Source organism: Devosia sp. UYZn731 (assembly GCF_040546795.1).
In the GTDB taxonomy this organism is placed as follows: Bacteria; Pseudomonadota; Alphaproteobacteria; order Rhizobiales; family Devosiaceae; genus Devosia.
In genome coordinates this window covers 291520-310755 of record NZ_JBEPOL010000006.1, presented here as the reverse complement: position 1 = coordinate 310755, position 19236 = coordinate 291520, and the positions used below count along the sequence as shown (strand labels likewise).

General features: G+C 62.7%; 21 protein-coding genes. 7 read left to right on the top strand and 14 right to left on the bottom strand.

Going from position 1 to position 19236, the window contains the following annotated elements; translation table 11 throughout:
* The first annotated feature begins 91 nt into the window (after positions 1–91).
* Complete coding sequence (locus ABIB57_RS16770; RefSeq protein WP_354042270.1) at positions 92–751, top strand: aquaporin; 660 nt, start codon at positions 92–94, stop codon at positions 749–751.
* A 42-nt stretch (positions 752–793) separates the two neighbouring features.
* Here the strand turns inward: ABIB57_RS16770 and ABIB57_RS16765 are convergent, their stop codons facing one another.
* Positions 794–1375 carry an SH3 domain-containing protein gene (locus ABIB57_RS16765; RefSeq protein ID WP_354042269.1) on the bottom strand — a complete coding sequence of 194 codons (582 nt, stop codon included), beginning with the start codon at positions 1373–1375 and terminating at the stop codon, positions 794–796.
* Between the two features lie 95 nt (positions 1376–1470).
* Between ABIB57_RS16765 and ABIB57_RS16760 the strand changes: the two genes are divergently transcribed.
* The 4 genes from ABIB57_RS16760 to truB all read left to right on the top strand — a co-directional run bounded on the left by ABIB57_RS16760 (position 1471) and on the right by truB (position 4651).
* A complete protein-coding gene (locus ABIB57_RS16760; RefSeq protein WP_354042267.1) occupies positions 1471–2496 on the top strand; it encodes a 2-hydroxyacid dehydrogenase in 1026 nt (341 codons plus the stop codon).
* Between the two features lie 154 nt (positions 2497–2650).
* Positions 2651–3310, top strand: coding sequence for a hypothetical protein (locus ABIB57_RS16755; RefSeq protein WP_354042266.1), 660 nt, complete (start codon positions 2651–2653; stop codon positions 3308–3310).
* 31 nt (positions 3311–3341) lie between these two features.
* Complete coding sequence (gene rbfA / locus ABIB57_RS16750; protein ID WP_354042265.1) at positions 3342–3752, top strand: 30S ribosome-binding factor RbfA; 411 nt, start codon at positions 3342–3344, stop codon at positions 3750–3752.
* Positions 3749–4651, top strand: coding sequence for a tRNA pseudouridine(55) synthase TruB (truB, locus tag ABIB57_RS16745; RefSeq protein WP_354042264.1), 903 nt, complete (start codon positions 3749–3751; stop codon positions 4649–4651). Before rbfA ends, truB begins: the two co-directional genes overlap by 4 nt.
* Before the next feature lie 143 nt (positions 4652–4794).
* Here the strand turns inward: truB and ABIB57_RS16740 are convergent, their stop codons facing one another.
* The 10 genes from ABIB57_RS16740 to aptA all read right to left on the bottom strand — a co-directional run bounded on the left by ABIB57_RS16740 (position 4795) and on the right by aptA (position 16100).
* Entirely contained in the window at positions 4795–5685 is an 891-nt protein-coding gene (locus ABIB57_RS16740; protein ID WP_354042263.1) for a hypothetical protein, read from the bottom strand.
* A gap of 322 nt (positions 5686–6007) precedes the next feature.
* The gene (locus tag ABIB57_RS16735) at positions 6008–7000 is read right to left on the bottom strand and encodes an ABC transporter substrate-binding protein (RefSeq protein ID WP_502914411.1); all 993 of its coding nucleotides are present in this window, start codon (positions 6998–7000) and stop codon (positions 6008–6010) included.
* A gap of 29 nt (positions 7001–7029) precedes the next feature.
* Positions 7030–7875 carry an ABC transporter permease gene (locus tag ABIB57_RS16730; RefSeq protein WP_502914418.1) on the bottom strand — a complete coding sequence of 282 codons (846 nt, stop codon included), beginning with the start codon at positions 7873–7875 and terminating at the stop codon, positions 7030–7032.
* Between the two features lie 245 nt (positions 7876–8120).
* The gene (locus ABIB57_RS16725; RefSeq protein ID WP_354042260.1) at positions 8121–9017 is read right to left on the bottom strand and encodes an ABC transporter permease; all 897 of its coding nucleotides are present in this window, start codon (positions 9015–9017) and stop codon (positions 8121–8123) included.
* Entirely contained in the window at positions 9014–9832 is an 819-nt protein-coding gene (locus tag ABIB57_RS16720) for an ABC transporter ATP-binding protein (protein WP_502914410.1), read from the bottom strand. The genes ABIB57_RS16725 and ABIB57_RS16720 overlap by 4 nt, the downstream gene beginning before the upstream one ends.
* A 147-nt stretch (positions 9833–9979) precedes the next feature.
* On the bottom strand, positions 9980–11431 hold the full coding sequence (hydA, locus tag ABIB57_RS16715; protein WP_354042257.1) for a dihydropyrimidinase: 1452 nt from the start codon (positions 11429–11431) through the stop codon (positions 9980–9982).
* Positions 11428–11871, bottom strand: coding sequence for an endonuclease domain-containing protein (locus ABIB57_RS16710; protein ID WP_354042256.1), 444 nt, complete (start codon positions 11869–11871; stop codon positions 11428–11430). Before ABIB57_RS16710 ends, hydA begins: the two co-directional genes overlap by 4 nt.
* 136 nt (positions 11872–12007) lie before the next feature.
* Positions 12008–13258: a Zn-dependent hydrolase gene (locus ABIB57_RS16705; RefSeq protein ID WP_354042254.1), complete on the bottom strand. Its 1251-nt coding sequence runs from the start codon at positions 13256–13258 to the stop codon at positions 12008–12010.
* Between the two features lie 23 nt (positions 13259–13281).
* Positions 13282–14775 (bottom strand): CoA-acylating methylmalonate-semialdehyde dehydrogenase, encoded by a 1494-nt coding sequence (locus tag ABIB57_RS16700; RefSeq protein ID WP_354042253.1) that lies wholly within the window; start codon positions 14773–14775, stop codon positions 13282–13284.
* On the bottom strand, positions 14775–16100 hold the full coding sequence (gene aptA / locus ABIB57_RS16695) for an omega-aminotransferase AptA (protein ID WP_502914409.1): 1326 nt from the start codon (positions 16098–16100) through the stop codon (positions 14775–14777). Before aptA ends, ABIB57_RS16700 begins: the two co-directional genes overlap by 1 nt.
* A gap of 130 nt (positions 16101–16230) precedes the next feature.
* On the opposite strand from aptA, the gene ABIB57_RS16690 reads away from it, so the two are divergent.
* Positions 16231–16938 carry a TetR family transcriptional regulator C-terminal domain-containing protein gene (locus ABIB57_RS16690; RefSeq protein WP_354042251.1) on the top strand — a complete coding sequence of 236 codons (708 nt, stop codon included), beginning with the start codon at positions 16231–16233 and terminating at the stop codon, positions 16936–16938.
* 76 nt (positions 16939–17014) lie between these two features.
* Complete coding sequence (locus tag ABIB57_RS16685; protein ID WP_354042250.1) at positions 17015–17617, top strand: dihydrofolate reductase family protein; 603 nt, start codon at positions 17015–17017, stop codon at positions 17615–17617.
* Positions 17618–17655: 38 nt separating this feature from the next.
* Here ABIB57_RS16685 and ABIB57_RS16680 read toward each other — a convergent pair whose 3' ends face one another.
* From ABIB57_RS16680 to ABIB57_RS16670, 3 genes are all read right to left on the bottom strand, one after another.
* On the bottom strand, positions 17656–18288 hold the full coding sequence (locus tag ABIB57_RS16680) for a LuxR C-terminal-related transcriptional regulator (protein WP_354042249.1): 633 nt from the start codon (positions 18286–18288) through the stop codon (positions 17656–17658).
* Between the two features lie 75 nt (positions 18289–18363).
* Entirely contained in the window at positions 18364–18735 is a 372-nt protein-coding gene (locus ABIB57_RS16675; RefSeq protein ID WP_354042248.1) for a DoxX family membrane protein, read from the bottom strand.
* 25 nt (positions 18736–18760) lie between these two features.
* Complete coding sequence (locus ABIB57_RS16670) at positions 18761–19225, bottom strand: carboxymuconolactone decarboxylase family protein (RefSeq protein WP_354042247.1); 465 nt, start codon at positions 19223–19225, stop codon at positions 18761–18763.
* Positions 19226–19236: the final 11 nt, after the last annotated feature.

The window sequence follows — 19236 nt, the reverse complement described above, 5'->3', positions numbered from 1 at the left end:
GTAGGGTTAACGATTGCATGACAAATCTGAGAGGGGGCGCAGCGTATGTCGTGCCAATACGGCAGGGCGTCCCTTTTGGGGGACTGACATCATGAACAAGCTTGTCGCGGAATTCTTCGGCACGGCAGTGCTGGTGCTGATCGGGTGCGGCTCCGTCGCCCTGGGCGGGGAAGCCATCGGCACAGTCGGCGTCGCGCTGGCGTTCGGCCTGGCGATCGTCGCCATGGCCTATGCCATCGGGCCGATTTCGGGCTGCCACGTCAATCCGGCAGTGAGCCTTGCGCTATTCGTCGCCGGCAAGATGACGCTGCCCAGCATGCTGCAGCATTGGGTTGCCCAGTTTGCCGGCGCGCTGATGGGCGCGCTGATCCTTTGGGCCATTGTGGGCAGCACTGCTGGCGGCCTTGGCACCAATGGCTGGGGCGAAGGCTATGGCGGCGGCTATCCGATGCTGTCGGCGCTGATTTTCGAAATCGTCTTCACCCTGATCTTCACCGTGGTGATCCTGGGCTCGACCGGCGAACGCGCCGCGCCGCATTTCGCTGGTCTGGCCATTGGGCTGACGCTGGTAGCGATCCACCTCGTCGGTCTCAAGGTGACGGGCGTATCGGTGAACCCGGCGCGCAGCTTCGGCCCTGCCGTGCTGGTCGGGGGCACGCCGCTAGCCCAGCTCTGGCTATTCATCGTCGCGCCACTGGTCGGTGGTGCCTTGGGCGGGGCCATTTACCGCTTCAAGATCCTCAAGGTTTAGGCGCAACGGGCGCCGGAGCAATTCGGCGGCCACTCATTTTGCCTAGTCGAACTTTTCGTCGGGGTAGACGCCCCAGAGTTCTTCCTGATGCAGGAAGCCCGAATAGCTGGCGGGACGTTCGCCGGCCACCTGCTGGCTGGCGGTGACTTCGCACCAATCGCCGTCGCAGGACTTGATGGTGACGCGGAGGCCCGCGCCGAGCGTGGCACGCGTGCTGCTGCCATCGGAGGCGCCTGAATGCAGGATGATCTCGCCATTGGCCATCAGCGGGGTGACATAGCCCGCACGGCCGCCCTGCAGCAGGTTCTGATGTACCCAGCCCTCGGAGCCGTCGACGTCGCGAATCTTGCGCCAGGTATCGAATTCCTGGACGATTTCCACTGGTACGCCGTCCTTGAGATATTCCCAAGCGACCTCGTATTTCACGCCGGGGCCGACCCGCACATTGATCGGGCTGGAGCGGGTGGTGACGAAGCGCGGCAGCTTCAGGCCGCTGGGCGTATTGGTCTGTGCCCAGGCAGGGTCGGGAAAAACCAGCGCCAGCATTGCGCACAACATGACCAGCGGACGCAGGGCCTGCCGGCAAAAGCGTGCAAAATAGGCGCCTCGGGGGGATTCAAACATGACTTTGCAGATGGGTTGGATTTGCCCTATCACTACCGCACGAACCTTAATGGTCGCTGAAAGGGCCGCAAGCCCCTCCTCCCGTCCCGGACCGCATGATCACGAGCAAACCGAAAATTCTTGTCACCAGGCGTCTGCCCGCGACGATCGAGGCGCGCATGGGGACGTTGTTCGAGACCGATGTCAACGAGGGCGATGTCGCCTTGACCGCCGACGATATCATCGACGGGCTGGCGGGCAAGGACGTGCTGGTCTGCTCGATCACCGACACCGTCGATGCCGAGTTGATCGGCCGGCTGCCTAAGTCGGTGCGGATGATCGCCCAGTTCGGCAATGGGGTCGACAATATCGACGTGGAGGCGGCGCTGGCGGCGGGCCTGACAGTGACCAATACGCCCAGCGTTTTGACCGAAGATACAGCCGACATGGCAATGGCGCTGATGCTGGCACTGCCGCGCCGGCTGGTCGAGGGCATGCAATTGCTGGTGCGCGACGGGGTCTGGGCCGGCTGGTCGCCGACCTGGATGCTGGGGCATCGCCTGCGCGGCAAGGCCCTGGGCATTGTGGGCATGGGCCGGATCGGCACGGCGGTAGCGCAGCGCGCCAAGGCATTCGGGCTCAATATCCATTATTTTTCTCGCGCCCGGCGTCCGCCGGGAGTCGAGGAGCCGCTGGAAGCCACGTACTGGCATGATCTGGACGCCATGATCGCAGCTGTCGATATCGTTTCCCTCCATACCCCGCATACACGTGAAACCTTCCATATCCTGTCAGCCGAGCGGCTGGCGCGGATGAAACCGGGCAGTTTCGTCGTCAACGTGTCGCGGCCCGAACTGATCGACGAGAATGCGCTGGTCGACCAGATCGAATGCGGCCACCTCAGCGGGGCGGCGCTGGACGTGTTCGAGAACAAGCGCGGCATCAATAGCCGGCTGCTGGCGCTGGCGGAGGCCAACAAGGTGGTGCTGACCGCCCATATGGCGTCGGCAACGCTGGAAGCGCGCATCGAGATGGGCGAGACCGTCATCGTCAATATTCGTGCCTTTATGGACGGACACCAGCCGCCGCATCGGGTCCTGCCCGATGGACCGCAGGCGCCGGGTCGTGTCGCCCGTCCGTGAGTGTTGCGCTAAATACCCAATGGGGACGGCATCTGGCATTGCCCATCCGTGCCCCCTTGCTATGGCGATGCCTTGGCACCTACTTCTGCTGCATAGCGGCATGCCGGGGGGCAGCGCGCCGCGCCGGTGAGTTCTGGGCAAGGGTAACGGCCTGATGATGACATACGCAAAACTCCCCCTTGCCGGCCTGATGCTGGTGGCCCTTGCCATGCCGGCCTGGGCGCAGGACGCCAGCCAGCCACCGCTGGCCGAGGCTGACGGCGCCCTGACGCTGGACCGGCTTGGCCACCATCTGACCATGCCGATGCCAGACTGGCTGAAAGAGCCTTCCGGCCCGATCGAATCGCAAATCGAAATCCGCTATGTGGGCGACGATCGCCAAGCGGTGGTGGAATTGCGGCCCAAGGGCGAGACCGAGGCGCTGTGGAACACCCTTTACGGCGCACGGATCACGCTGGGGGCCACACGGCCACTGGCCCAGTTCCGCGCGGCGGTGATGGCGGGCTATGCGGCCACCTGCAAACCGGAAAGCACCGGGTTTTTCCAGTTGCAGCCCGACCAGGGCGAAGCGCTGGCGCCGCTCGGCTTCATCTGCGGCGGCTATCGCGACGACCTCACAGGCTATGCGGGGCTGGGGGAAGTGGCGGTGATGAGCTTCAAGAAAAGCACCGATGGCGTGGCCATCGTGTTCCAGGAATGGCGCGGCAAGAGCTTCGATCCCAAAACCCCATCGACCTGGCCGGTCGCCACCAACGTGGTGCAGGCCCGGGCCACCCAGTTGCAGGACAAGGCGGCGCTGACGCCCACGGATTGACGCGAAGCCGCCGAGCGCTTAGATCGGGCCAATGAGCAAAGACCAAAAATTAGGCCCCAACCAGCGCTCGCTGCGCGTCGGCGAACTGGTGCGCCACGCGCTGGCGGCGATCTTCGCGCGCGGCGATGTTGCGGATGACGCCCTGCGCGGCGCCATCATCACCGTGCCCGAAGTGCGCATGAGCCCCGACCTGAAGCTGGCGAACGCCTATGTGATGCCACTGGGCGGGCAGCGTGCCGAGGCCATCGTGGAAGCGCTGAACCGGCACCGCAAATTTATCGCTGGCCGCGTGGCGCCACAGATCAAGCTGAAGTTCGCGCCCGAGCTGCGCTTTTTCGTCGACGACACGTTCGAGGAAGCCGGCCGCATCGACGCGCTGTTGCGCTCGGACAAGGTGAAGCGGGACCTTGCCGCTGGTGACGAGGACGAGAAAGAGGCGTGAGCGCGCCCAAGCGCGTCAAACGCGCCATTTCCGGCTGGGTTGTGCTCAACAAGCCCTATGACATGACCTCGACCCAGGCGGTGGGCAAGGTGCGCTGGCTGTTTGGCGCTGCCAAGGCCGGACATGCCGGCACGCTCGATCCGCTGGCAACGGGGATTTTGCCGATCGCCTTAGGGGAGGCCACGAAGGCCGTGCCCTATGTGCAGGACGGCACCAAGATTTACCGCTTCGCCGTCAAATGGGGCAGCGCAACCGCCACCGACGATGCCGAAGGCGCGGTGATCGCAACTTCCGATGTGCGGCCCGAGCAGGCGGCGCTGGAGGCGATCCTGCCGCAGTTCACCGGCACGATCATGCAGCTTCCGCCGATTTACTCGGCGCTCAAGATCGATGGCGAGCGGGCCTATGACCTGGCCCGGGCCGGGGAAGTGGTGGAACTGGCGGAGCGCGAGATTCGCGTGGATTCGATTGCACTGGTGAGCCATAGCAGCGAGCAATCGGTGCTGGAAGTGAGTTGCGGCAAGGGCACCTATGTGCGGTCCCTGGCGCGCGATATCGCCGAGCAGTTGGGCACGCGCGGACATGTGTCAATGTTGCATCGCGCCGCCGTGGGGCCGTTCAGCGACGCCGACGCGGTGACCATCGATGAACTGGAAGCCGCACTTGCAGAAGAGCGCGATGGCTTTATCCGGCCGGTGGCCGAGGCGCTGCATGGGGTGCCGGAATTGCGGCTGGACCCAAGCCAGGCGGCGGCGGTGCGGCATGGCAATGCGGTATTGCTGACAGGAGCCGGTGCGCCCGTGAGCGTGGATGATTGCTGGGCGAGTTTTGCCGGCGTGGTGCTGGCGACCGGTTATGTGCAATTCGGCCAGTTCCAGCCGCGACGCGTGTTCAACTGATCGAACGAAAAAGGCGGGGATTGCTCCCCGCCCTGGCTTCATCGGTGGATGAAGAAAACAATAATCAGAACCAGCCAGATCGGCACGCCGAGCAACCAGAGACCTAAACCGCGTAGCATGATGTTCTCCTTTGTTGGTGGGCGTTAAAAGCGGCGGAAGACGTCAGCGAAGACGGTTTCGTCGTCGCGGTGATTGCCGCCCTTCTGGGCCGCCCAGTAAGCGCCAATAGCCGAGATCAGCAGCGAAGCAGCGATCAGGAAGGCGCCGATAATGCCGGTATTGCGGGCAATACGAGCAGTTTCGATGGCCTTGAGGCGTGCATCGTTGACAGCGGCGGCGACCTGATCGACGCGAGCGCTGGCCTCTTCGGGCGTCAGACCGGTATTGGCGGCAACGACATTGGCGAGATAGGTCTTGTCATCGGCAGCGATGGTGCCATCACCAAGAGCCGCCTGGGCGAAGATGCGGCCGGCTTGGTCGCGAACGGCAGTGATGTCGCCATTGGCTGCCGGCTGGTTGGAGCGGAACAGTGTATCGATGAAATAGGCATTGGGATCGACAGTGACGTTAGCTGCATTGGAGGCCGCATTGGTCGCCGTGCCGATAACATTGCCAGCAGTGCTGACAGCCGCGCCGATACCGCCGACAGCAATTATGGTGCCGAGGACGGCAGCGCCGGCCCAGACCAGGAGGCCATGGGCACCATCGCGCACGTCGCTTTCATGCTCGGTGGCATCGAAATGGCGGCGACGCAGGCGGCCGGTCAGATACCCTCCAGCCATGAAGCTGGAAATCTGCACCCAGAGGAACCAGGATGCGGCGGCTATGGCGACCCAGATGGGGGAAGCGCCTTCACCGTCGAAATCGAGGAAGTTCAGCCCGATGGCCGAGCCAAAGGAAATAAAGACCACCGAAATGGCCGAAGCCAGCAGAATTCCTGCAAAGATCGCGGGCCAATCCACATAGGACTTATCGTCCACAGTTGAAGCCGCGCCGCTAACGACGGTTACGCCCGTCGGGGCATCGATTGCCATGATAGTGCCTCCAAGGATGATTGTGGTTTGGGTTTAGTCGTTGCGTTCAGTGCAGACCGACGAACGACAAAACGGCCATCACGACCACGACGAGACCGACGAGATAAATGATCGAATTCATGACTGAGCCCTTCTTGTTGTTGGTAACGCAGAGAGTGCGAGACAAACCGTTGTGAAGGGAATTGGTTGCCCGCCTGCGCAAAAATGCGGCAACTTTGGGATGAGCGTCTGATCCGTACCAGGCGCAGCCAACCGGAGGCGGAGCGCGGGCAATAAAAAGGCGGGGATCAGCCCCGCCTTTCAGTCGCGATATTCGAAAAGCTTAGAGACCGTCGGTCACGACATGGCTGAAGGCGCCGACCGGAGCCTTGGTGATGGCCGGATTGTCGGGCGAGACGGCCGACAGCAGGGTGTTGACGGTCTGCTGGTAGTCGTCCTCGTTGAGGGCGCCGGTGGAGCCATCTGTCAACTTGTTGATTTCGCCGACCTGGTAGAGCTGGTCTTCCAGGGTCATGGCGCCGGTGGAGTCATTGTCGACAATGATCTGCGCGGCTTCATCGGGATGGGCGCGGGCATATTCCCAGCCCTTCATCGAGGCGCGGACGAACTTGGTCATCTTGGCCACGAATGCGGGATCCTTGAGCTTGTCTTCCATCACATAGAGGCCGTCTTCAAGCATGCCGACGCCTTCGTCGCGATAGTTGAAGACGGTCAGCTCTTCGGGCTTGAGGCCGGCCTTCAGCACCTGGCCATATTCGTTATAGGTCATGGTGGAGATGCAGGCGGCCTGCTTCTGGATCAGCGGGTCGACGTTGAAAGCCTGCTTGAGCACTTCGACGCCATCGGCGCCGCCTTCGGTCTTGAGGCCGAGCTTGGCCATCCAGGCGTAGAACGGATATTCATTGCCGAAGAACCAGACGCCCAGCGTCTTGCCCGGGAAATCGGCGGTGGTGTTGACGCCCATGTCCTTGCGGCAGGTGAGCAGCAGGCCCGAGGACTTGAACGGCTGGGCGATATTGACCAGCGGGACGCCGCGTTCGCGGGCGGCGAGGCCCGCCGCCATCCAGGTGGTGATGACATCGGCACCGCCGCCGGCAATCACCTGCTCGGGCGCGATATCGGGCCCGCCCGGCTTGATGTCGACGGTCAGGCCTTCATCGGTATAAAAGCCCTTGGCCTGGGCCACATAGTAGCCGGCAAACTGTCCCTGGGTGACCCACTTGAGCTGCAGGGTCACATTCTCCTGCGCCCACGCGGCGCTGCCCGCGGCGAGCGTCATCGCCCCTGCCAATGCGCCGATCAGAAATTTCTTCATTCGACTTTCCCCTGCGTTAAAGCCCCGCCCTATGCACCACGCACGGACGGATGCCAGAAAGTGACACCCCGTTCGATCAGAGTAATCACGCCGTAAAAGAGCGATCCCGCGACAGCCGCCACCGCGATTTCGGCCCATACCATGTCGACATTCATCCGGCCGACTTCGGTCGAGATTCGGAAACCCATTCCCACAATGGGCGTCCCGAAGAATTCCGCTACGATTGCGCCGATCAATGCCAGAGTCGAGTTGATCTTGAGGGCATTGAAGATAAACGGCGCGGCAGCGGGAAGCCGAAGCTTCAAAAGGGTCTGCCAATAGCTGGCAGCATAGGTGCGCATCAGGTCGCGCTCGATCAGCGAGGATGCGTTGAGCCCCGCAATGGTGTTCACCAGCATGGGGAAGAAGGTCATGATGACCACGACCGCCGACTTGGACTGGAAATCGAAGCCGAACCACATGACCATGATGGGCGCGACGCCGACAATCGGCAGGGCCGAAACGAAATTGCCCAGCGGCAGCAGACCCGCCTTGAGGAAGGGCGAACGGTCGATGAGGATGGCGACGACGAAGCCCAGCCCACAGCCCAGCGCATAACCGACCAGCACCGCCTTCAGGAACGTCTGCTGGAAATCGGCGAGGAGCGTCGGAACGCTGGAAGCGATGCGTGCCCAGATCATCGAGGGGGGCGGCAGGATCACCTGGGGCACGTTGGCACCGCGCGTCACCACTTCCCAGACCACGAGGATGGCAAGGCCGAAGACGGTGGGGATCAGGAGGCCAAAGCCTCGGTCGGGCAGGATGCCCTCGTGGATGGCGCGGGCCAGCCGTTCGGCGAACAGCCAGGCAAACAGCCATGCCGTCACCAGCGCCATCCAGAAGAAGGGCGGCTGGGGCGAGTAGATGCCCAGCCCGGTGAGCAAAGCCACAGCGCCGAGCAAAGCCAGCGCACCATCGAGCCAGAGGCCCAACGGCAGCCAGAACCGGACCAGCGAAATGGTGCCGAAGACGAGAAACGCGCGCAACAGGAAGGCACTGTCGAGCGGCCAGGCGAAGCTGATGGCCAGTGCGGCTGCGGCAAGACCGCCAGCAACGAGGGCCAGGAAATATTGCAGCTGGCTCATGATGGACGCACCCCCATGCGGGCACCCACCAACCGCTCGACCAGACTGACGGCAATGACCAGCAGCGCGGCGAGGATCGAGGCGGCGAACAAAGCCGACCAGATCTGGATGGTCTGGCTGTAATAGGAGCCGGCGAGCAGGCGCGCGCCGAGACCCGCCACCGCGCCGGTGGGCAATTCGCCCACGATGGCGCCAACCAGGCTGGCGGCGACGCCGATCTTGAGCGAGGTGAACAGATAGGGCATGGCGCCGGGCCAGCGCAGCTTCCAGAACACCTGGCTGGCGGAGGCATTATAGGTGCGCATCAGGTCGAGCTGGATCGCCTCGGGACTGCGCAGGCCCTTGACCATGCCGACCGCGACCGGGAAGAAGCTCAAATAGGCCGAGATGATCGCCTTGCTCATCAGCCGCGCCGGATCGGTGGGGATGTGCAGCGTTCCGGTGAAGATATTAAAGCCGATGACGACGATCAGCGGCGCCAGCGCGAGGATGGGGATGGTCTGGCTGGCGACGATCCAGGGCATCAGCGAACGGTTGGTGGCGTCGTTATGGACGATCAAAACGGCGAGGCCAATGCCAAGCAGGCTGCCCATCAGGAAGCCAAGCCCCGTGGCCGAGAAGGTGACCCAGGCGTGAAAAATCAAACTGCGCGGCTTGTTGGGCGCCACCATGACGGTGGTGTTCCATAGCTCGGTCAACACCTGATGGGCGGCAGGCAGGACCGGTTTTTCCTGGTTCCAGGTATCGAGAACGAATTGAGTGGCCGGGACATTTTCAATCCCGCCGCGCTTATACACATCGGTCTGCCAGGGCGCGTTCATCGCAATGGCCGCCAGATACCACAGCACGACGATGGCCAGCAGGACGGTGAGAATGGGGAGGGTGCGGGTCACACCACCTCCTCGTAGGAGTGCCCGGCACGCAGCCCATCGCGGACGCGGGCGGCGATGGCTAGAAATTCGGGCGTCTCGCGGATATCGAGCGGGCGGTCTTTCGGCAGTGTCGACTCGATGATGTCGGTGACCCGGCCGGGGCGGGGGGACATCACCACGATCTTGGTCGACAGGTACACCGCCTCGGGAATCGAATGGGTGACGAAGCAGATGGTCTTTTGCGTCGCTGACCACAGCTTGAGCAGTTCGGAATTAAGGTGATCGCGGACGATTTCGTCGAGCGCGCCAAAGGGCTCATCCATCAGCAGCAGATCGGCGTCGAAGGCCAGCGCGCGGGCGATGGAGGCGCGCTGCTGCATGCCGCCCGACAGCTGCCAGGGGAATTTCTTCTCGAAGCCAGCCAGGTTCACCAGATCCATGGTGCGCTTGATGCGCTGCGCCTGTTGGGAAGCGGAATAGCCCATGATTTCCAGCGGCAGGGCGACGTTTTTTTCGATGGTGCGCCAGGGATAGAGCGCGGGGGCCTGAAACACATAGCCATAGGCGCGGGTTTGCCTGGCCTGCTGCGGGGTCATGCCATTGATCGAGAGCGTGCCGGAAGTGGGCTGTTCCAGATCGGCGATGGTGCGCAAAAACGTGGTCTTGCCGCAACCGGACGGGCCGATGAAAGAGACGAACTCGCCTTTGTCGATGGTCAGGTTGACGTCACTGAGGGCGTGGACCGGGCCGTCATTGGTGCCGAAGGTCAGGCCGAGATGCTCCGCCGCAACGACGACTGCAGGCCCGGATAGATTATTTGGCGACGTCACGGACAAAGGCTTGTGCCCCCCATTTAGCCTGGCGCGCTCGCCAGTCAATTTCCTAGCAATGCAAGGCCCGTGCCGTTTCAGGATGCCGGAATTGTATCCGACTTATTCCCGCTCCTCCCGGCGCATGCCTCAATTTTGGTCAGAGTGCCGCCTTTAGACCCCACTCGCCGGAATGCCGGCCCGTTCGATCTTGCGGGGCGCCACGATATCTTTCCACTGCGACAGGGCGCGGTTCACAGGGTTTTTTGGCTCGCGGGCGACGAATTTGCCATGGCCCTGCTCGGCCTTGACCTCGTTTTCGACAATGGAGACCTTGCCGCGGCTCAACACGAAGCGTGGCAGGCCGGTGACCTCAAAACCCTCGAAGACATTGTAGTCGATTGCCGACTGTTGGCTGGCGGCCGCGATGGTCTTGCCGCGCTTGGGATCGAGCACCACGATATCGGCATCGGCGCCGACCAGGATGGCGCCCTTCTTGGGATAGCAGTTCAGAATCTTGGCGATGTTGGTTGAGGTCACCGCCACGAATTCGTTCATGGTCAATCGGCCCGTCACGACGCCCTTGGTCCACAGCACGTGCAGACGATCTTCGAGGCCGCCGGTGCCATTGGGAATCTTGGCGAAATTGCCGATACCGTTGCGCTTCTGCGCCGTGGTGAAAGCGCAGTGATCGGTGGCCACCACCTGCAGCGAGCCGGCGGCGAGGCCCGCCCAGAGCGAATCCTGATGCAGCTTGTTGCGGAACGGCGGCGACATGACCCGGCGGGCGGCATAGTCCCAATCGGGATTGAAATATTCGCTCTCGTCCAGCGTCAGATGCTGGATCAGCGGCTCGCCATAGACCCGCATGCCCTGCTGCCGCGCGCGGCGGATGGCTTCATGCGCCTGCTCGCAGGAGACGTGCACCACATAGAGCGGAACGCCCGCCATATCGGCCAGCACGATGGCCCGATTGGTGGCTTCACCCTCCACTTCGGGCGGGCGCGAATAGGCATGGCCTTCGGGGCCGTTATTGCCCGCATCGAGCAATTTCTGCGTCATGGCGGCGACGATATCGCCGTTTTCGGCATGGACCAGTGGCAACGCGCCCAGCTCGGCGCAGCGGGAGAATGACGAGAACATCTCGTCGTCATTGACCATCAGCGAGCCCTTATAGGCCATGAAATGCTTGAAGCTGGTAATGCCGCGATCGACCACCTCAGCCATTTCGCGCCAGACCTGTTCATCCCACCAAGTGACGGCCATGTGGAAGGAATAATCAGTCGAGGCCTTGGAGGTTTTATTATCCCACATCTGCAGCGCTTCGAGCAGGCTTTGGCCGGGATTGGGCAGGCAGAAATCGACCACCATCGTAGTGCCACCGGCGAGCGCCGCGCGGGTGCCGGATTCGAAATCATCGGTGGAATAGGTGCCCATGAAGGGCATTTCGAGATGGGTGTGGGGATCGATGCCGCCCGGCATGATGTAGCAGCCAGTGGCGTCGAGGGTTTGGTCGCCGGAGAGGTTGGGGCCGATCTCGATGATGGTTTCGCCGTGGATGAGGACGTCAGCGGCGTAAGTGAGATCGGCGGTGACGACGGTGCCGTTTTTGATGACTGTGGTCATGGGAAATTCCCCGTAATGTCTGGGTTTAGCACCGCTTCACCTCTCCCTTCGGGGGAGAGGTCGGGCTTCGCAAAGCGAAGTCCGGGTGAGGGGGCCTTGTTCAAGTGCTCGGCGATGGATTCAAGAACGCCGTCCAGATTGGTCAGGACGTCGTTGTTCCAGAAGCGAATGACGGTGTAGCCGTGCTGGGCGAGCGCGGCCGTGCGAGCTGCGTCCCGATCCGACTCCGCATGCTGGCCGCCATCAAGTTCGATGATCAGATCGGCGACGCGGTAGGCGAAATCGGCGATGTAGGGGCCGACCGGCTGCTGGCGGACGAACTTATGGCCCAGCACTTGACGGCTCCGCAGGCTCGACCAGAGTTTGCGCTCGGCATCAGTGGAGTTGGCGCGCAGGGTCTTCGCGCTTTGAGCAGCAAATTTGGTCTTCAGGACGCTCAAGGAAAGGCCCCCTCACCCGCCGCTGCGCGGCGACCTCTCCCCCAAAGGGAGAGGTGAAGAAGGTGTCGCCCGCCGTATATGGGCGCAGCCGCCCGGAGGGGCGAGGTGAGGTCGGCGGCTGGGCCGGCCTGTTCTCTCACTCCACAATCCCCGCGGTCTCGACCACGGCGTGGAACAGCACGTCCGCTCCTGCACTCGCCCATTCCCTGGAAATCTCCTCCGCCTCGTTATGGCTCAGCCCATCGACACACGGGCACATGACCATCGCCGTGGGCGCCACGCGATTGATCCAGCACGCATCGTGCCCGGCGCCCGAGATGATGTTGCGGTGAGAATAGCCCAGGCGCTCGGCGGCGTTGCGGATGGCAGAGACACAGCCCTCGTTGAACGTCACGGGATCGAACGCGCCGACCTGTTCGATTTCGGCCCCGATATCCATGTCCGAGATAATGGCTTCGATGCCGGTGCGGATGGTCAGGTCCATCTCGTCCAAGGTGGCTTTGCTCGGCGAGCGAATATCGATGGTGAACACCGTCTTGCCGGCGATGATGTTGCGCGAATTGGGATAGACTTCGATATGGCCCACCGCGCCGACCGCGTCGGGCTGGTGGCTCATCGCGGTGTGGTGGACCAGTTCGATCACCCGCGCCATGCCCAGGCTGGCATTGCGGCGCTTGGGCATCGGGGTGGAGCCGGTATGGGCTTCCTTGCCGGTGAGCGTCACCTGCAACCATTTGAGCCCCTGGCCGTGGGTGACGACGCCGATGTCGATGCCTTCATCCTCAAGGATCGGGCCCTGCTCGATATGCAGTTCGAAGAAAGCGTGGATCTTGCGGTCGCCGACCTTTTCAGACCCGTTCCAGCCGATCCGTTCCAGCTCGTCGCCAAAGCGTTTGCCGTCCTTGTCGGTGTGGGCATAGACATCGGCCTGATCGAGCACGCCGGAAAAGACGCCCGAGGCCATCATGGCGGGGGCGAAGCGGGCGCCCTCCTCATTGGTCCAGTTGGTGACGACGATGGGGTGGCGTGTCTTGATGCCCAGATCATTGAGCGTGCGCACGACTTCGAGGCCGCCCAGCACACCGAGCACACCGTCATACTTGCCGCCAGTTGGCTGGGTATCGAGGTGGGAGCCGACATAGACCGGTGCCAGGGACGGATCGGTGCCTTCGCGACGGGCGAACATGGTGCCCATTTCATCCACGCCCATGGTGAGGCCGGCGGCCTCACACCAGGATTGGAACAGGTGGCGGCCCTCACCATCGGCATCGGTCACGGTCTGGCGGTTATTACCGCCAGCAATGCCGGGGCCGATCTTGGCCATGTCCATGAGGCTATCCCAAAGCCGGTCACCATTGATCCGAAGATTTTCGCCGGGAGAGGACATGGGGCTACCTATCTAACTTGAGGCTATTTGTGCGTCGGGAAGGAGAATTCCGCGCCACCCTTGATGCCGGCGGGCCAGCGGGTGGTGACGGTCTTGAGGCGGGTGTAGAAGTGCACGCCTTCGGGGCCGTAGATGGAGTGGTCGCCGAACAGGCTTCGTTTCCAGCCGCCGAAGGAGTGGTAGGCGACGGGGACCGGGATCGGCACGTTGATGCCCACCATGCCCACTTCGATCTTGTCGGCAAATTCGCGGGCGGCGTCGCCGTCGCGGGTGAAGATGGCGGTGCCGTTGCCATATTCGTGGGTGTTGATGAGGTCGACCGCCTCGGCATAGTCCTTGGCGCGGACCACCGACAGGACGGGGCCGAAGATTTCTTCCTTGTAGATGGTCATGTCGCGGGTGACGTTGTCGAACAGCGTGCCGCCGACATAGTAGCCGCCCTCATAGCCCTGCAGCTTGAAGCCGCGGCCATCGACGACGAGTTCGGCGCCCTGCTCCACGCCAGCGTCGATATAACCGAGGATTTTGTCGCGGTGCATAGCGGTAACGACCGGACCCATTTCGGCGTCCTTGTCGGTGGCCGGGCCAATCTTGAGGGCTTCGACGCGCGGCTTGAGTTTTGCCACCAGCGCATCGGCGGTTTCCTTGCCGACCGGGACGGCCACCGAAATGGCCATGCAGCGCTCGCCGGCCGAGCCGTAACCGGCACCCATCAGGGCATCGGCGACCTGATCCAGATCGGCATCGGGCATGACGACCATGTGGTTCTTGGCGCCGCCGAGCGCCTGGACGCGCTTACCGGCCTTGGTGCCGCGCTGGTAGACATATTCGGCGATCGGGGTCGAGCCGACGAAGGACACGGCCTTGATATCAGGATGGTCCAGAATGCCATCGACCATTTCCTTATCGCCATGGACGACGTTGAGCACGCCCTCGGGCAGGCCGGCGTCCATGAACAGGTTCCAGGCAAGCATCAAGGCCGAGGGATCGCGCTCGGAGGGTTTGAGGATGAAGGTATTGCCGCAGGCGATGGCGGCTGGATACATCCACATCGGCACCATTGCGGGGAAGTTGAACGGCGTGATGCCGGCGACGACGCCAAGCGGCTGGCGATCCGAATAGGTATCGATCGAGGGGCCGACATTGCGCGAGAATTCGCCCTTCAGCAGCTGAGGAATGCCGCAGGCGAAATCGACGCAGTCGATGCCGCGCGCCAGTTCACCCAGCGCATCGTCATGCACCTTGCCGTGTTCGCGCGAAATGGCGCGGGCCAGCTCATCGGCGTTGGCTTCAAGCAAGGCCTTGAACTTGAACATGACGCGGGCGCGCTTCATTGGCGGGGTATTGGCCCAGGCCGGCCAAGCTTTTTTGGCCGAAGCCACGGCGTCGTTGAGTTCGCTCAGCGTCGACAGGGGCAATTCGGCCGACTGTTCGCCGGTGGCGGGATTATAGACGGGCACCCGGCGGCCGGTAGAGACATAGCGTTTGCCGGCGACGGCGTTTTCGATCGTATCCATTATTCGATGCTCCTCAGCACGGCGCGGATGCCATCGACCAGTTCATCGATCTGCGACTTGGATATGATCAGCGGCGGACTCAGGGCGATGATGTCGCCCGTGGTGCGGACCAGGAAGCCCGACTCGAAAGCGGCGAGGAAGGCCGAGAAAGCGCGCTTGGTGGGCGAGCCGACGATGGGTTCGAGTTCGATGGCGCCGATCAGGCCGATATTGCGGATATCGATGACATGGGGCTCGCCCTTGAGCGAATGCAGCGCATCGGCCCAATAGGGGGCCAGTTCGGTGCCGCGCGTCAGCAGATCGTCCTGCTTGTAGGTTTCCAGCGTCGCGAGCGCGGCGGCCGAAGCCATCGGATTTCCCGAATAGGTATAGCCGTGGAAAAACTCGATGACGTGTTCGGGGCCTTGCATGAAGGCGTCATGGATTTCGGCCGAAACCATCACGGCGCCCATAGGAATAATGCCATTGGTCAAGCCCTTGGCGGTGACCAGGATATCGGGCGTCACATCGAAATAATCGGCGCCGAACGGGGTGCCAAGACGGCCGAAGCCGGTGATGACTTCATCGAAAATCAGCAAGATGCCGTGCTTCTTGGTGATCTCGCGCAGGCGCTTGAGATAGCCGACGGGCGGGATCAGCACACCGGTGGAGCCGGCGACCGGCTCGACGATGACGGCGGCAATGGTGGAGGCATCGTGCAGGGTAACGATGCGTTCCAGCTCGTCGGCCAGCTCGGTGCCGTATTCGGGCACGCCCTTGGTGAAGGCGTTCTTGGCCAGGTTATGGGTGTGCGGCATGTGATCGACGCCACCCAGGAGGGTGCCGAACATCTTGCGGTTGGTGACGATGCCACCCACCGAAATGCCGCCGAAATTGACGCCGTGATAGGCGCGTTCGCGACCGATCAGGCGGGTGCGGGCCCCCTCGCCTTTGACGCGATGATAGGCCAGCGCGACCTTGAGGGCGGTCTCGACCGACTCGGAGCCCGAATTGGTAAACAGCACATGGTCGAGCCCCTTGGGCGCAATATCGACCAGCCGATTGGCCAGTTCGAACGCCTTGGGGTGACCCATCTGAAAGGCAGGCGCGTAATCGAGTTCGGCGGCCTGCTTGGCGATGGCCTCGACGATCAGTGGACGGGCGTGGCCGGCATTGACGCACCAGAGGCCCGCCGTGCCATCGAGCACCTGGCGACCGTCGGACGTGGTATAATGCATATCCTTGGCGGCAACGAACATGCGCGGGGCTTTTTTGAACTGCCGGTTCGCGGTGAACGGCATCCAGAACGCGCTCAGATCATTGGGCGCTGCATTGGAATTGGACACGTGTCTGGCTCCCTATTGGTCGATGACTTTTTTGGTCTTGTTGATTGGCTCTTGACGTGGGAACGCAAACCCAAGAATTTTGACCAGTTGGAAAAATGTTAGCACTCCCAAACTTTCCCGCAAGGCGAAAATGGTTCCCACCAAGGTGAAAAACGCCGACACGTCCGCGACCATCGAGGCCGACGGCAAGCCAGTGGGAAAAGTGGGCGCCAAGGTGCGCCCGCTGACCCGCATCCAGCGCGAAAAGCAGAACGTGATCCTGGAGGCCGCGCTCGAAGTGTTCGCGGTGCACGGCTTTCGCGGCTCAACCATCGACCAGATCGCCGACGTGGCGGGGATGAGCAAACCCAACCTGCTGTATTATTTCCCGCGCAAGGAAGAGATCCATCGCCGGCTGATCAGCGAGCTTTTGGTGACCTGGTTGGCGCCCCTGCGCGAGATGGATGCCGATGGCGACCCCTTCCCCGAAATCCGCTCCTACATCCGGCGCAAGCTGGAAATGGCGCGGGATTATCCGCGCGAAAGCCGGCTGTTCGCCAACGAAATGCTGCAGGGCGCACCGCATATCATCGAGATGATCGAGGTCGACCTCAAGAACCTGGTGGACGAGAAAGCCGGGATTTTGCTGGGCTGGATGGACGAGGGCAAGCTGGCGCGCACCGACCCCTATCACCTGATCTTTTCGATCTGGGCGACGACGCAGCATTATGCCGATTTCGATGTGCAGGTGCGCGCCGTGCTCGGGCCCAGCCGCGGCGGAGAGGGGCGCTTCGAGGATGCGGCGCGCTATTTGGAACAGTTGTTCTTGTATGGGCTGACGCCCCGAAGCAAGCCGTAGACAGTTAGGCATTCGCTTGACAATCTGAGAGTGTCGCCGTATCGCTTAGCTAAGTACTTAAGCATTGGAGCAGAAAATGGCCCAGCAAGTTCACGCCCATATGATGCTGACGCTCGACGGGTTCGGCACTGGGCTAAACCAGAGCCGGGAGCGGCCGTTCGGCACTATCGATCCGCGACAGCTGGCGCGCTGGATGTTTGAAGACGGCGATAACAACCGGGCCGAAATCGACGCCATCTGCAATTATGGTGCCTATATCATGGGCAGGAACATGTGGGCCGCGCCCGGACCGGATGTGTGGGAAGAGGACTGGAAAGGCTGGTGGGGACCCAACCCGCCTTACCATGCGCCGGTGTTCGTTTTGACCCACCACGCCAGGCCCTCGATCGAGATGGAGGGCGGCAACGTCTTCCATTTCGTGACCGAAGGGCCGGAGGTGGCGCTGGCCCGGGCGCGGGAAGTCGCAGGCGAGCGGAATATTGCGATTGCCGGCGGAGTGTCGACGACGCGGCATTATCTCAATGCCGGCGTCATCGAGCAGCTTCACCTCAAGCTCGTGCCGCTCATCGCCGGTGCAGGCGAGCGCCTGTTGGACGGCGTGACGGCCAAGCTCGAGCCGGTCGGCGCTCGCAGCACGAAGTTCGTGACGCACATCGACTACAAGGTGAGCAAGGGCTAGGGCAAGATGGCCGGGCCGCTAAGGCGGCTGCTTCGGCGTCAGGCGGGCCTGGCCTGTGCCATGAGGGCGAGTGGACGCCCTTCGGGGTCGGCGAAGAAGGCCATCCATTCCTCGGTGCCGTCGGCATGGGTGTGGATGCGATGCGGGGCCGTGGTGAACACTGCGCCACGCGCCGCGAGCGCCGCGTGGGCGGCAAGAATGTCGGGCACCTGAAAATACAGCACCGATTCCTGCGGCGACGGGTCTGCCTGTTGTTGCAGGTAAAGGCGCAGGCCGTCGCAATCGAAAAACGCCAGATCGCTAAAAGTATAGAGATGGGGCAGGCCGACAACGTCGCGGTAGAAGGCGGTGGCGACGTCGATATCGGCTACGCTGCGCGAAACCTGGCCGATGGGGCCGAGCTGGACGGCATCGGGCATAGCTGTTCTCCTTGCATTGAGGACGCTGGCGGCCGGCACGGCGAACCAGTGACGCAGCGCCTCCCGGTCGTCGAGCCCGAGCTTGCCCAGGATATTGGCGAGGTGGAACTTGACCGCATCGAGACTGATGCCGCGTCGCCGGGCGATCTGGCGGTTGCTCATGCCGTGCTGGGCGGCGTGGACCACCCGCCATTCGGCGGGGGTCAGGCGATCATCATGGGGCGGCCTGCCCCGCTGCCGTTTGGGTGTCATGACCCATTCTAGCCGATCCGGCGGGCAATTTCCCTCCCCCCGGGGGTCATGGCGACCGGGCCGCCACGACTGGGATCACAAGGCGGCGGCAATGGGCAGCAGGAAGGCGCCGGCGAGGCCCACGTTCATGATGGTCGCGTTGACATGGGTGGCACGATCGGGGCCCGAATAATCCCAGAAATTGTGGAACAGCACCGTCGCCAGCACGACGAAGACGATCAGCGCCAGTCCGCCAATAGCGCCAAGCGGACCGACTGCCGTCAGCGCGCCGCCGACGATCTGCAAAGCCACGCCGATCATGGCGGCGACACGCGGTAGGGGCAGGCCACGGACCGTCAGGGCGGCGGTCAGGCCGTCGACATTGCGGACATTGCGGATGCCGAAGACGAGGAAGGCGCCACCCAGCAGCAGCCGGGCCAGCAGGATGAGGTTGGTATCGGTCAACATGGTGGTATCCAATGGCTCGTAAGGGTCAGGCGGCGATGGCGGGTTTGTCGATCGGGTGCTGGCTGCGCAGGCCGACGGCGAGACGGTTCCAGACATTGATGGCGCCGATGGCGACGGTGATCTTGGTGATATCCTCGTCGGAGAAATGCGCCTTGAGGGCAGCGAAATCGGCATCCGGTGCGCGGGTGTCGGCCAGCAGCGTCAAGGCTTCGGTCCAGCCCAGGACGGCGCGTTCCTCGGCGCTATAAAGCGGGGATTCCTGCCAGGCGGAGACCAGGTTGATCCACTGCTCGCCCAAACCGCTGCGGCGGGCTTCCTTGACATGCATGTCGACGCAATAGGCGCAGCCATTGAGCTGGGACGCGCGCAGCTTGATCAGGTGGATGAGATGGTGCGGCAGACCGCTATTCTTGACCACATAGCGGTCGAGGGCAGCGACGGCCTTGGTGGCTTCGGGCGCGGCGGCGGAGAAATCGATACGGGATTGCATAAAAATGTCCT